The sequence below is a fragment of the Clostridium sp. MB05 genome (genome assembly GCF_046581255.1).
Classification (GTDB): Bacteria; Bacillota; Clostridia; order Clostridiales; family Clostridiaceae; genus Clostridium.
On record NZ_CP174370.1, the window covers coordinates 2,191,226 to 2,205,706 of the forward strand.

A 14,481-nucleotide genomic window follows, 5' to 3' on the forward strand; every position below is an offset into this window, starting at 1 on the left:
TAATGATAAATATAAGGATGGAACTACTATTCATATGAGAGAATCTGCAGGTATTAAATATAACAAATGGGATGATATGCTTAATTAAATATATAATGTTTTAATAGAGCAATTACCTCAAGAAAAAATGGATAAAGTTAGGGAAAAGCAAATACAATGGATAAATATTAGAGATTCTATTGCTGAGAAAAATGGGAAAAAGTTTGAAGGTGGTACCATGCAACCATTAGTTTATACTGATAGTTTAGGTGAAACTACAAAAGAAAGATGTTATGAACTAGTTAATAAATATATGAAATAAAATAGAAAAATAATCATTTAATAATAAAGAAGCTATATCAGGCTGAATTAATACTCAATCTGATATAGCTCATTTAATTATTCTCCATCAAGGGAGTATCCCTAGTTTCTCTTTCAATAGTCTATAGATAAAAGATCGTACTCTTTCAGTCCAATATGTTGACAGTATAAACTTTCCTATAGGTGTATTAATTGTTTTAGAGTGTGTATATCATTCAGATGCATAATCTTGATACAAAGTCCATTTATCAGAAAATTTGTATTGTACTTTTAATTAGTTAAGAATTTTATTCATTTGCATACCTGACATTCCATAATATAAACTCCACTTTTTAAATTGATTTTTTTATTTTTAAAGGACCTCACGAAACGTTAGCCCCTTGTTAACCATTGATTTTACTAGGTTTATCAAGAATTTAAGTTGATAAAAAATTTCTATACACTATTTAAATATGCAGAAAGCTATAACTTTTTAAAATTTCTAATAAAAACTTGTTATTAATAATAAATACAATAAAATTAATAAACATTATGGATATAGATATATAATGAGACTATCTCATTATTTTTAAAACAATATATTAGTGTAAATAATAAAGTAAATTTAATATGAGATTAAGTACTTTCAAGTAAAACTTTAGAAAACATATGAACAAAATTATATTTGATTTATTTACAAAATAGGGAAATGTTAGTATGATATTACCAATGGTAATCACATTAGGTAATGAAAGGGAAAGCTAATTTCTCCAAAGGTATCATTTTTAAAAATTTCTAGTTTATTCATAATATAAACCTCTCTTTATAAATTATTTTTTATATATTCAAAGGGGATCGCATTTCGTGACCACCTTTATAAACCTTTGATTTTCCTAGGTTTATTAGTTCTTTTATTAGATAAAAAAATATCTATATACTGTTTAAATATGCAGAAAACTATAACTTTTAAAGATTTTACTAAAAATTTGTTATTAGTAGTGAAATAACTTTTATATAAACATCTAGAACACAGCTAAATAATAAATTTGTACACTTTTATGGAAATGATATAATTTAATTAGAAATAATTAACTGCAATAGTTATGATAGCATTAGGATATACACTATTAATAAAAAATATGAAAGAATTTCCATAACAACACTAAGGGGGATTTCATGTTAATAAAAACGAAAGTAGAACGAATTCAAATGTTAAATAACTCAGATATTCTATTTAGAGTAAAAAATGGACGTGGGAAATTAAATAGTAGCTTTGCTAAGGATAAAAATGGTGAAATAAAAATGACTTATTTTTTAGGAGATACACCTTTGATTATGGGCAATACAGAATACTGTCCAACTTGTTCTGCTATGATTCAGTTAGCAGAAGGTAGGGAGGAAGTGGATAGCAAAGTAATTAATATTTTAAATAATATTAATACAATAAAAGAGATAGAAGATGGATTTGATAAAATTAAGTCTATACTAGCCTTGCTTGAGAGTGATTATTATGTATTAAAAGAAATAGATTTAATTCCTACAGATGGTGAAGGAAATTATTTTTGGAATTTAGACATGAAAAGCAAAAATTATAATGCAAGTGGATACTATTATTGTCCTAATTATGGAACAATTTGTGGACCACCTAAATTTATGCTGCCATCTCAAGGAACTAATTGCTATAACAATGAAAGAGTAGAATATTATAGAGAAAAAATTAGGCATGGTGAAAAATTATTTGGTATTGCTACTGAATTAAGAGGGTTTATGGCTTTATTAATAGATGGTCATCATAAAGCAACAGCTTCTTATTTAGAAGGGAAACCCCTTAGCTGTATTACAATAATAAAACCTTATTTATATAAAAATTACAATACTGGTGAAGAAGGTATTAATTATTTAGGTAATAATGTTCCTTTTAATAAGTTGAGTAATGCAAAAGCGATAAAGAATTATTATAATAATAAAAATAAGATTACAAGGAATAGGAACAAATATAAACAAATAATTTTAGAAGAAAAACAAACTAAACCAATTAATATAAGTAAACCTAATGAAGATTTTCCAGATTATAGAGATATAGCTATATCATCTTTAGCAGAAGATACCTCAGATGAAAAGATTGTAGAATTACTAAATTATATTGGAGAGGATCCTCTAGAAGAATTGGAGTATATATTTTACAATTTTAAGGTTAATAATAAAACTAAAGCTAAGGAATTATCTTTTAAGATTCTTTCTTTAAATGAATTTCAAGGGATATGGGATATTTGTGTTGATTTCTTATCTAAGTATAGGGATACGGAAGTAGAAGATTTATTTATTAATATTCTAGTTGAATATGATGAATATAATTGTATTGCTTATGGTGAAATTAAAAAGATAATTGATGATTATTTTTAATTATAATAAATTGTAGAATTATAATAGATTATACTTATTAAGAGGTGGTATTATTCATGGAAATAATTAAATATAGGCAAGCTAGAGCAGTGTATTTTAATAAACATACAGTTAGTTTTGATACAATAAATAATATTATATTTCGCATTCCTGATGATAAAACATCTTGGTTAGTAGATGTAAAATTAATATCTGGTACTATTAGTAATTCTGAATGTGTGGCTATGTTAAAAGGCTATATAAAGTATGGTCATTCAGTAAAATATGATAAGTTTTTAGCAGTTGGAACAGGATATAGAGAGGAATTAGATTACGATATTGTGACAATTATGGTAGATATATTTGATAATTGTGATTGTGTAGCAACTGCAACTAAAGAAAATTTAAAGGAAGAGTTGAATTATATTACAAATGAATTTAAAGGGAAATATAAAATAAGCATTGAGCCAAGAGAAAGTATTGAAAATGTTATTTTGAAAGCACAAAAATTGGAATAATTCTATGAATTAGAAGAAGGGTATGAGCATGATATAGTTGTAACTTGGAAGTCAAGAGAAAGCCAAGGAGTTTTAGGAAAAGAAATAGAAACTCTAATGAAAGAATTAAATTTAGAATGGAGAGATATGGACTTGTACCATTTACCCAATACTTGTACAAATGGAGATGATGTATTATTCTCAGTAGCTACAAATACAAATCTAGGATATTTTATGCCAAATCAAATGAATGAATTTAAGTATAAAGATTTAGTGTTTGTAATGAATATTTCAAGAACATATAAACCGATAGAAGTTTTTGAAATTATGTGGAATGGGATTCTTTACATACAAGAGAAAATAGGTGGAACAATCGTGAATGAGAAAAATGAAGAGATAAGTAAGGAATTTTATATTAAAGAAATTAGGGAAACAGTAAAGAGATTTAATAAATATGGACAAGAGCCTGGAGAGGATGCTGCTTTATTTTTATTTTAAATTATTTAATTTTCTACTTGTAAAATATAAGACGATATCTTGCAATTATAAAGAATGTTAAAATAATGGAGATTATGATATGGAAATAAAATTGAAATCAAGATGGCTACAAGAATGCTTATGTAAATTTTTAAATAAGAAAGATAACATATTAAGAGAAGAAGACTTAAAGAAAATAAAATACATTAGACTTGGGACAAGTAATGGTTATGAACTGCAATTAAGTATTCAGACACCATCTCAAGAATTTGCCCCAAGTGATTTTGGTGATGAATATTAATGGAGGAGGAAAGAGCGTGAACCAATTAGAAAGAAAACAAAAATCTATAGAAATATTAAAAGCTAATAAAGTTCCATATATGGAGGAACTTCCGGTTATTGAGGAGGCAAATGAAATAGAGATGCGAAGTGCAGAAGAAATAGCCAAGCGTGCTATTGCAAGTTTAATCTCTATTCAAGTAGCCTGTGATATTAATAGTGGAGATAATATCGAAGAATCTAGAGAGTTTTTTAAAGGCTTTTTAGATAAGTATGAAGTAAAAGAAGAATTAACAGAAGCTGAGATGAAAATTATATTTGGTAATCCAGAAAAGCAAGATGTAATTAATATGGCATGGAAATATGAAGCTTATTGGACACTTATTTGGGCACTAGGAATTGTAGATAAACTAGAATATCCTTCGCAAATATGTGATTGTAACTTTGCAATTCATGCAGTAGCAGACTGTGAAGATTTTAATGATTTTATGAAAACAGTTAGATTAAAAAGTATAGATGAGATATTAGATGAGGCGGATTTAATTTATCGTTATAATTGGGCTTGTGTAGATGCTAGAATACATGGAAAAAATCCACCAGCAGATTTAGATTCAGGTGTAGTCTTCGAACGTCATTGGGGGTTAAACTGGCTTATTGGAAAAGGTACATATAATTATAACTGGGACAGTGTTTCAACGGATACTTAATAAATTAGAGAATCTATTAGAAATTAAAGTACAAAAAGCTATATTAGACTGACTTAATTTCAGTCTAATATAGCTTTTTTACTTATTAGGTAGCAGATTTAAAGATTTCTACCAAAGTTATATCCACATTGCCATATAAAAATAATCGATATTATAAAGATATTACATAAAGCATAGCCAAAAAGAAGACCTGTAAAAAATCTTTTAAAGTTATTACTTTCATAATTAGTTGACAATTGTATAAAACCATCTAAAATCATTGGAGCCATTAAAAGTAAATTGTATATTATATTAGGATTATATAGAGAGAATAGAAATGGCGAACAAATCATTCCGATTAGTTCGCCAGTACATCTAGCACATATAGGAAATTTCTTATTTTTAAAATAGAAAGATCTATCTGCTCTACAATGGCATCCGAAGATAATTGGTAGCCACTTATAAAAAAATTTTTTCAACATTTTTTAATAACCAGCCATAGCTCCAGCAGCTCCAAGAATAAAAATAAATACGTATAATAACACTATAAGGATAACTGAAACTAAAGCTCCAATACCAGCTGCTTTTGATGATTTTGGTTTAGTATCTTTCCAAACTAAAAATAAAACTAGACCAACAATCGGAATACAACATCCTAATAATCCCCATCCAAATCCACCATTATCTACAACTGCTGGGTTTGAGTTTGTTGGAACTCCGCAATGCACACATATGGATGCTTTATCATCGATTTCTTTTCCGCAATTTTTACAAAACATTATAATTCCACCCCTTTCATTAAAAATTATATGTAAATATTGGTTGATTGTCAATATAATAGGGTTATTGTAAAATTATATGATTTTTGAATATATTATATTATATCTTGTTGAAAATTAAAAAATAGTAAATAATATATGTAGTATATTTTATTATGCAGATGGCAATAAAATTCAATTATTTAAGAAAATATTTAATAATTTTATATTATTTATTTCTAAATAATTTATAATAGTAGATAGATTTCTGGTATAATTATGAAAATATAAAAAGGAAATTGTTTTTTAAGGAATTTTTAGACAAGTGTGGGATAGAAGAAGAATTAACAGAAGCTGAGAAGAAAATTATATTTGATAATCAATTAAATTTACTAGTTTAAGAGAACGTAAGATAAAAATTATAATGGCATTTCATAAATATATTTTTAGAAAGGGTGAACTTGATGAGTGTATTCAACTCTTACTTTTAAAATTTATAGAAATTGAGGAGAAGAGTATGATAAAAAATTTGAATTTAAATAAATTAGATGAGGTAATGAAAGTCTGGTTAGATACAAATATAGATGCCCATGACTTCATATCTAAAGAATATTGGATTAAAAATTACGATTTAGTTAAGGAAATGCTTAAAGAAGTTGATGTTTATACATTTGAAGAAAAGGATATTATAAAGGGCTTCGTAGGTATTGTTGAAGATAATTATATAGGTGGAATTTTTGTGAAAAAAGAATATCAAAGAGAGGGTATAGGGCAAAAATTAATAGATTTTTGTAAGGATAAATATCCTTATCTTACATTACATGTTTTTACAAAGAATAAAAATGCAATAAACTTCTATCATAAAAATGATTTCGTAATTTTAGAGGAGCTTATTAATGAAGATATAAAAGAAAGTGAATATGCTATGTATTTTGGAAATAAGTAATTTAAAAATTACAGTATAGTTTCTAAATGCTACAATATTAAACAATCTTAGTTTAATATAACTTTTTATTTAGAAATAGAAATTAATAATCCCATAAAGACAAATTATAAATTGTCTTTATGGGATATTTTAATATTGTCTATAAAATTATAGAAGATGATTAAACTTTTGTGCATATAATTATTTTTAGTAATACAATAAAATATAGTTAAAGTAAAATAAAGGTAAATTAATAAAATGTGTAACAAATATGCATTTATTTAATAAATTAATTATGAAAACTCTTTTTGATTTTTAATTTTTATAAAAAATATTAAATTTATTGATAAATATATATTTACATTTTATGGAATTAAGTGTATTATTTCTTTAAATTATAAGAATAAATATATATAAAAATTGTATATAAGTTCTTTTTACTTTATAAAAAGAAAATTATTAGGGTTTAATTTTATTATTAAATAATAAATTGAAAATTATAAATATCAAGGGGGAAATAAATTTATGAAAGGTAAAAAGTTTAGAAAAATTTGTGCAATAGCATTAACACTTGCTCTTGGAATGTCTGTTTTCGCAGGTTGCGGAAAAGATAATTCAGTAGATAATGGAAGGAAATTAATTTACAATTTAGGTTCAGATCCAGAAACAATAGACCCAACTCTAAATACTGCAACAGAAGCAGGAACTGTTATTGATAATGCTTTTGAAGGGCTAATGAAGTTGGATGAGAATGAAAAGGCAATTCCAGGAGTTGCTGAAAAGATGGATGTTTCTGACGATAAATTAGTATACACTTTCAAGTTAAGAAAGGATGCTAAATGGTCAGATGGAAAAGACGTTACAGCTAAAGACTTTGAATACTCATGGGTTAGAGCTTTAACTAAAGAAACAGCAGCAGAGTATGCATACCAATTTTTCTATATTAAGAATGGTTTGAAATTCAATAAGGGAGAAGCTAAGAGAGAGGACTTAGGAATAGAAGTTGTTGACGATCATACTTTAAAGGTAACTTTAGAGTCACCAACAGCGTATTTTCCAGAATTAACAGCATTCACAAATTATGTACCATTAAGAGAAGATATAGTTTCTGCTAATCCAGATACATGGGCAACTAATCCAGAAACTTATGTTTCAAATGGACCTTTCAAATTAGTTCAATGGGATATGAAGGATCAATTAATTTTTGAAAAGAATGATAATTATTGGAGGAAGAAAGAAATTAAGCTTCCAGGAATAGTTTATAAACTAGTTACTGACCAAAACACTGCATACGCTTCATTAAAATCAGGCGAATTTGACATGGTTGATACAGTTCCACCAGCAGAAATTGAAGCTGGCAAGAATGAAGGTTTAGTTATAATTTATCCAAACCTTGGGACATATATGTTAGCATTTAATGTTGGTAAGCAAGATAGTATATCATCACCAGAAGTTAAAAGAGCTTTAAGCAATAAAAAAGTAAGACAAGCTTTATCACTTGCAATTGATAGAAAAGGTATAGTTGAAAAAGTTACTAAAGCAGGACAAGTTCCAGCATATAGCTATGTTGCAAAGGGAATCTTAAATGATAAAGGTGAAGAGTTTGCAAGCAAAGAATACTTTAATCCAAATCAAGCTAATACAGAAGAAGCTAAGAAGTTATTAGCTGAAGCTGGATACCCAAATGGAGAAGGACTTCCAACATTTGAGTTTATGTATAATACTGAAGGATCTCACAAGGATATAGCTCAAGTTATTCAACAAGATTGGGCTAAAATTGGTGTAAAAGCTGAATTGACTAACCAAGAATGGAAGGTACTCTTAAATACAAGACAACAAGGTGGATATCAAATTGCTAGACATGGTTGGAATGGAGACTATGTTGATCCAATGACATTCTTAGACATGTGGGAAACTGGCGGAGGAAATAATGATACTGGATTCTCAAATGCAGAATACGATAAGTTACTTGCAGATGCTAGAAAAGAAACAGATGCAAATAGGAGATGGGAACTTATGAGAAAAGCTGAAGATATCCTTATGGATGAAGCTCCAATCATCCCATTATACTACTACAATAAAGTTAAGGGAGCTAAGCCAGAAGTTAAAGGTGTTAGAGTTTCAATGCTTGGACATGTATACTTTGATAAAGCGTATATAGAAGAATCAAAATAAAAAATAATATTAAAATCACTGATAATTAATTAAGAAAGTTGTATAAGATTAAATATTAAAATTAATCTTATACAACTTTTATATTTACCTAATAAATGATAGAGGATCTTCTGTTAATTTATTGGGGGTTATTTTGATTAATATACAAGTTACTAAAAATTCGTATATTCTTAGCAATGGTCATAATATATATTTCAAATAGTTGTTATAGGAATTAATGATCCCAGAAAGACAAATTATAAATTGTCTTTCTGGGATATTTTAATATAATCTATAAAATTATATTAAAATCATTAAATTTTTATACGTAAAATCATTTTTAGCAATACTATAAAATATAGTTAAAATAAAATAGATGTAAATTAATAAAATGTGTAACAAAATTGCATTTGTTTAATAAATTAATTATAAAAACTCTTTTTGGTTTTTAATTTTTATAAAAAACATTAAATTTACTGATAAATGTATATTGACATTTTGTGGAATAAAGTGTATTATTTGTTTAAATTGTAAGAATAAATATATAAAAAATGTATATAAGTTCTTTCTACTTTATAAAAAGAAAATCATTGGGGTTTAATTTTATTATTAAATAATAAATTAAAAATTATAAATATCAAGGGGGAAATAAATTTATGAAAAGCAATAAGCTAAGAAAAATTTGTGCAATAGCACTAACACTTGCTCTTGGAATGTCTGTTTTCGCAGGTTGTGGAAAAGATAATTCAGTAGATAGCGGAAGGAAACTAATTTATAATTTAGGTTCAGATCCAGAAACAATAGACCCAACTTTAAATACTGCAGCAGAATCAGGAACTATTATTGATAATGCTTTTGAAGGGCTAATGAGACTAGATGAAAATGAAAAGGCTAAGCTAGGTGTAGCTGAAAAGATGGATGTATCTGACGATAAATTAGTATACACTTTCAAATTAAGAAAGGATGCTAAATGGTCAGATGGAAAAAATGTTACAGCTAAAGACTTTGAATATTCATGGGTTAGAGCTTTAACTAAAGAAACAGCAGCAGAATATAATTACCAATTTTTCTATATTAAGAATGGTTTAAAATTCAATAAGGGAGAAGCTAAGAGAGAGGACTTAGGAATAGAAGTTGTTGATGATCATACTTTAAAGGTAACTTTAGAGTCACCAACAGCATATTTCCCAGAATTAACAGCTTTCCCAACTTATATGCCATTAAGAGAAGATATGGTTTCAGCTAATCCAGATACATGGGCAACTGATCCAGAAACTTATGTTTCAAATGGACCTTTCAAATTAGTTCAATGGGATATGAAAGATCAATTAATTTTTGAAAAGAATGATAACTATTGGAATAAGAAAGAAATCAAACTTCCAGGAATAGTTTACAAACTAGTTACTGATCAGAATACTGCATATGCTTCACTAAAATCAGGTGAATTTGACATGGTTGATACAGTTCCTCCAGCAGAAATTGAATCTGGTAAAAATGAAGGTTTAGTTACAATTTATCCAAATCTTGCAACATACATGTTAGCATTTAATGTTGGTAAGCAAGATACTATATCATCACCAGAAGTTAAAAGAGCTTTAAGCAATAAAAAAGTAAGACAAGCTTTATCACTTGCAATTGATAGAAAAGGTATAGTTGAAAAAGTTACTAAAGCAGGACAAGTTCCAGCATATAGCTATGTTCCAAAGGGAATTTTAAATAGTAAAGGTGAAGAGTTTGCAAGCAAAGAATACTTTAATCCAAATCAAGCTAATACAGAAGAAGCTAAGAAGTTATTAGCTGAAGCTGGATATCCAAATGGTGAAGGACTTCCAACATTTGAGTTTATGTATAATTCAGAAGGATCTCACAAGGATATAGCTCAAGTTATTCAACAAGATTGGGCTAAAATTGGTGTAAAAGCTGAATTAACTAACCAAGAATGGAAGGTATTTTTAAATACAAGACAACAAGGTGGATATCAAATTGCTAGACATGGTTGGAATGGAGACTATGTTGATCCAATGACATTCCTAGATATGTGGGAAACTGGCGGAGGAAATAATGATGCTGGATTCTCAAATGCAGAATACGATAAGTTACTTGCAGATGCTAGAAAAGAAACAGATCCAGATAAGAGATGGGAACTTATGAAAAAAGCTGAAGATATCCTTATGGATGAAGCTCCAATCATACCATTATACTACTACACTAAAGTTAAGGGAGCTAAGCCAGAAGTTAAAGGTGTTAGAGTTTCAACTTTAGGACATGTATTCTTTGATAAAGCATATATAGAAGAATCAAAATAAAAAATAATATTAAAATGAATGATAATTAATTAAGAAAGTTGTATAAGATTAACTATTAAAATTAATCTTATACAACTTTTATATTTATTCTAGTCTACAGAAGGCTAGTACATAATTTGGGTAAAAGGTAATATATGACTTTGTAATTTGATATTAATATCTAAGTAGTATACATGAAGCAACCACACCAGCTCCAACTGTCCATAAGATAACATAATCTCCATGTTTAAGGGTACCATTTAAAACAGAATCGGCTAAAACCATAAATGGACTTGTAACACCTGTATATCCAAATCTGTCACCTACGAATGGAGATAAGGAATTTAAATTTGAATTAACTCTAAGTTTAAATATATTAATATATTTAATTTCTATTATTATTTTCTTGTTTATACATGAATTCATTCATGCTTTATTTATTCCAAATAGTTGTTATAGGAATTAATAACTCAGAAAGACAAATTTTAAATTGTCTTTCTGAGTTATTTTAATATTATCTATAAAATTATAAAAGATTATTGGATTTTTATGTGCATAAATTGTTTTTAACAATTCAACTGGATTTACATTAAGGTGAATTGATAATATGCATAGTAAAATACGTATTTATTTAATAAATTAATTATAAAAACTCTTTTAAATTAAAAATTTTTTTATAAAGTATTAAAAATTTTAAAAAATACATATTGACATTTTATGTGTTAAAGTGTATCATTTGTTTAAATTACAAGAATAAATATACATGTAAACTGTGTGCAAATTTTTGTTTTATAAAAAGAAATTTATTGGGGTTAAATTTTATTATTTAATAATAAGTTAAAAATTATAAATATTAAGGGGGAAAAACAATGAAAAGCAATAAGCTAAGAAAAATTTGTGCAATAGCACTAACACTTGCTCTTGGAATGTCTGTTTTCGCAGGTTGCGGAAAAGATAATTCAGTAGATAGCGGAAGAAAACTAATTTACAATTTAGGAGAGGATCCAGAAACACTAGACCCAACTTTAAATACTGCAGCAGGATCAGGAACTGTTATTGATAATGCTTTTGAAGGGCTAATGAGACTGGATGAAAATGAAAAGGCTAAGCCAGGTGTAGCTGAAAAGATGGATGTATCTGACGATAAGTTAGTTTATACTTTCAAATTAAGAAAGGATGCTAAATGGTCAGATGGAAAAGATGTTACAGCTAAAGACTTTGAATATTCATGGGTTAGAGCTTTAACTAAAGAAACAGCAGCAGAGTATGCATACCAATTTTTCTATATTAAGAATGGTTTAAAATTCAATAAGGGAGAAGCTAAGAGAGAGGACTTAGGAATAGAAGTTGTTGATGATCATACTTTAAAGGTAACTTTAGAGTCACCAACAACGTATTTCCCAGAATTAACAGCTTTCCCAACTTATATGCCATTAAGAGAAGATATGGTTTCAGCTAATCCAGATACATGGGCAACTGATCCAGAAACTTATGTTTCAAATGGACCTTTCAAATTAGTTCAATGGGATATGAAAGATCAATTAATTTTTGAAAAGAATGATAACTATTGGAATAAGAAAGAAATTAAACTTCCAGGAATAGTTTATAAATTAGTTACTGATCAAAACACTGCATATGCTTCATTAAAATCAGGTGAATTTGATATGGTTGATACAGTTCCTCCAGCAGAAATTGAATCTGGTAAAAATGAAGGTTTAGTTACTATTTATCCAAATCTTGCAACATACATGTTAGCATTTAATGTTGGTAAGCAAGATAGTATATCATCACCAGAAGTTAAAAAAGCTTTAAGCAATAAAAAAGTAAGACAAGCTTTATCACTTGCAATTGATAGAAAAGGTATAGTTGAAAAAGTTACTAAAGCAGGACAAGTTCCAGCATATAGCTATGTTCCAAAGGGAATTTTAAATAGTAAAGGTGAAGAGTTTGCAAGCAAAGAATACTTTAATCCAAATCAAGCTAATACAGAAGAAGCTAAGAAGTTATTAGCTGAAGCTGGATACCCAAATGGAGAAGGACTTCCAACATTTGAGTTTATGTATAATACAGAAGGATCTCACAAGGATGTAGCTCAAGTTATTCAACAAGATTGGGCTAAAATTGGTGTGAAAGTTGAATTAACTAACCAAGAATGGAAGGTATTCTTAAATACAAGACAACAAGGTGGATACCAAATTGCTAGACATGGTTGGAATGGAGACTATGTTGACCCAATGACATTCTTAGATATGTGGGAAACTGGCGGAGGAAATAATGATGCTGGATTCTCAAATGCAGAATACGATAAGTTACTTGTAGATGCTAGAAAAGAAACAGATCCAGATAAGAGATGGGAACTTATGAGAAAAGCTGAAGATATCCTTATGGATGAAGCTCCAATCGTACCATTATACTACTACACTAAAGTTAAGGGAGCTAAGCCAGAAGTTAAGGGTGTTAGAGTTTCAACTTTAGGACATGTAGCCTTTGATAAAGCATATATAGAAGAATCAAAGTAAAAAATAATATTAAAATAAATGATAATTAATTAAGAAAGTTGTATAAGATTAAATATTAAAATTAATCTTATACAACTTTTATATTTGTACTAGTCTATAGAAGGCTAGTACACAATTTGTATCAAAAAGGTCATATTTGACTTTGTGATTTTATATTAATATCTAAGTAGTATACATGAAGCAACTACGCCAGCTCCAACTGTCCATAAAATAACATAATCTCCATGCTTAATGGTGCCATTTGAAACAGAATCGGCTAAGGCCATAAATGGGCTTGTAACACCTGTATATCCAAATCTGTCACCTACGAATGGAAATTTATGATCTGGTTCTTCTAAAGCTTCTCTTATCATATCAATATTTTTCTTTGCAAATTGAGATAAACAATATAATTTAACATCATCTTTAGTTAGATTATTTCGACCTAGTATTTCATTTATTGAATCAACAGAACTTGCGAATGCCTCATCTGTATTAAAATCTATCCATTCTATTATTCTATTATCTTTTGGTGTATCTTCATCTATTGGTAATACCTTAGAAAATCCTTCAGGAGGAAATTTTATATAGCAGCTTAATGAACTATCTACGTAAGATGAACTATCTATGAAATCTGATATATTATCATCAGTGTTTTCTAATAAAACAGCACATGCAGATTCTCCAAAATTAGCATAAGTAATAGCTTCTGATTTTCTTGAATATCTAACTACTAAATCTGAACCTACAAGTAAACTATATTTAATTCTGTTATTGCTTTTCATTGTTCTACAAACTTGATCCATTGCAATTATCATTCCTGCACAGTTACCATTCATATCATATGCATTTGCATTTTTAGCTAAACCTAAAGCATTATGAATTTTAACAGCATTTGTAGGAGATAGATATTCTGGGGTACTGGATACAAATACGACTAAATTTATATCTTGTATATCTATATTTGCAGTTCTTATTACTTTTTCACAAGCTTCTATAGCCATAGTTAAAGAGTTTTCATGAAAATCTTCAGAAATATATCTCTGGTCTCTTCCAGTAACATTCAATAACCCGGAAATATCTACTCCTTGCTCTGAAAAATGCTTCAAAAAATATTCATTAGAATAGTTTGTTTTAGGAGTGTAATACTCGATGTTTTTAATTTTTATGCTCATTTTATCTCCGCCTTATCTTTATTATTAAATATATTCTTAATATTAAATATATCCATATTTATAATTATCGAAAAATATTTCAATAA

The 14,481-nt window shown here is 27.7% G+C and carries 13 protein-coding genes and 1 pseudogene; 10 read left to right on the forward strand and 4 right to left on the reverse strand.

The features are described 5' to 3' along the window. The first annotated feature begins 88 nt into the window (after window positions 1–88). The 6 genes from ACH36K_RS10245 (at window position 89) to ACH36K_RS10270 (ending at window position 4,621) form a co-directional block, all read left to right on the forward strand. Window positions 89–301, forward strand: a complete 213-nt coding sequence (locus tag ACH36K_RS10245; RefSeq protein ID WP_411170687.1) for a lysozyme inhibitor LprI family protein — start codon at window positions 89–91, stop codon at window positions 299–301. A gap of 1,154 nt (window positions 302–1,455) precedes the next feature. Beyond that, window positions 1,456–2,682: a cytoplasmic protein gene (locus ACH36K_RS10250; protein ID WP_411167533.1), complete on the forward strand. Its 1,227-nt coding sequence runs from the start codon at window positions 1,456–1,458 to the stop codon at window positions 2,680–2,682. 56 nt (window positions 2,683–2,738) lie between these two features. Beyond that, the gene (locus tag ACH36K_RS10255; protein WP_411167534.1) at window positions 2,739–3,179 is read left to right on the forward strand and encodes a hypothetical protein; all 441 of its coding nucleotides are present in this window, start codon (window positions 2,739–2,741) and stop codon (window positions 3,177–3,179) included. 33 nt (window positions 3,180–3,212) lie between these two features. Beyond that, window positions 3,213–3,656: a cell division protein ZipA C-terminal FtsZ-binding domain-containing protein gene (locus ACH36K_RS10260; protein ID WP_411170688.1), complete on the forward strand. Its 444-nt coding sequence runs from the start codon at window positions 3,213–3,215 to the stop codon at window positions 3,654–3,656. A gap of 79 nt (window positions 3,657–3,735) precedes the next feature. Continuing rightward, entirely contained in the window at window positions 3,736–3,936 is a 201-nt protein-coding gene (locus ACH36K_RS10265) for a hypothetical protein (protein ID WP_411167535.1), read from the forward strand. Between the two features lie 16 nt (window positions 3,937–3,952). Continuing rightward, window positions 3,953–4,621, forward strand: coding sequence for a DUF4272 domain-containing protein (locus tag ACH36K_RS10270; RefSeq protein ID WP_411167536.1), 669 nt, complete (start codon window positions 3,953–3,955; stop codon window positions 4,619–4,621). 98 nt (window positions 4,622–4,719) lie between these two features. Here the strand turns inward: ACH36K_RS10270 and ACH36K_RS10275 are convergent, their stop codons facing one another. Both ACH36K_RS10275 and ACH36K_RS10280 read right to left on the reverse strand, forming a co-directional pair. Then, window positions 4,720–5,079 carry a DUF2085 domain-containing protein gene (locus tag ACH36K_RS10275; RefSeq protein ID WP_411167537.1) on the reverse strand — a complete coding sequence of 120 codons (360 nt, stop codon included), beginning with the start codon at window positions 5,077–5,079 and terminating at the stop codon, window positions 4,720–4,722. A 6-nt stretch (window positions 5,080–5,085) separates the two neighbouring features. Then, complete coding sequence (locus tag ACH36K_RS10280; protein ID WP_411167538.1) at window positions 5,086–5,379, reverse strand: zinc-ribbon domain-containing protein; 294 nt, start codon at window positions 5,377–5,379, stop codon at window positions 5,086–5,088. A gap of 496 nt (window positions 5,380–5,875) precedes the next feature. Here ACH36K_RS10280 and ACH36K_RS10285 point away from each other — a divergent pair, with 496 nt between their 5' ends. From ACH36K_RS10285 to ACH36K_RS10295, 3 genes are all read left to right on the forward strand, one after another. After that, window positions 5,876–6,304: a GNAT family N-acetyltransferase gene (locus tag ACH36K_RS10285; RefSeq protein ID WP_411167539.1), complete on the forward strand. Its 429-nt coding sequence runs from the start codon at window positions 5,876–5,878 to the stop codon at window positions 6,302–6,304. A gap of 504 nt (window positions 6,305–6,808) precedes the next feature. Further along, window positions 6,809–8,458, forward strand: a complete 1,650-nt coding sequence (locus ACH36K_RS10290; protein WP_411167540.1) for a peptide ABC transporter substrate-binding protein — start codon at window positions 6,809–6,811, stop codon at window positions 8,456–8,458. 635 nt (window positions 8,459–9,093) lie between these two features. After that, on the forward strand, window positions 9,094–10,743 hold the full coding sequence (locus tag ACH36K_RS10295; protein WP_411167541.1) for a peptide ABC transporter substrate-binding protein: 1,650 nt from the start codon (window positions 9,094–9,096) through the stop codon (window positions 10,741–10,743). A 153-nt stretch (window positions 10,744–10,896) separates the two neighbouring features. On the opposite strand, the pseudogene ACH36K_RS10300 reads toward ACH36K_RS10295, so the two are convergent. Beyond that, window positions 10,897–11,055 (reverse strand): annotated as a pseudogene (locus ACH36K_RS10300) (3-oxoacyl-[acyl-carrier-protein] synthase III C-terminal domain-containing protein); the annotation flags it as partial. Between the two features lie 536 nt (window positions 11,056–11,591). On the opposite strand from ACH36K_RS10300, the gene ACH36K_RS10305 reads away from it, so the two are divergent. Further along, window positions 11,592–13,241 (forward strand): peptide ABC transporter substrate-binding protein, encoded by a 1,650-nt coding sequence (locus ACH36K_RS10305; protein WP_411167542.1) that lies wholly within the window; start codon window positions 11,592–11,594, stop codon window positions 13,239–13,241. 155 nt (window positions 13,242–13,396) lie between these two features. On the opposite strand, the gene ACH36K_RS10310 is transcribed toward ACH36K_RS10305, so the two are convergent. Continuing rightward, the gene (locus ACH36K_RS10310) at window positions 13,397–14,395 is read right to left on the reverse strand and encodes a 3-oxoacyl-[acyl-carrier-protein] synthase III C-terminal domain-containing protein (protein WP_411167543.1); all 999 of its coding nucleotides are present in this window, start codon (window positions 14,393–14,395) and stop codon (window positions 13,397–13,399) included. Window positions 14,396–14,481 lie beyond the last annotated feature (86 nt).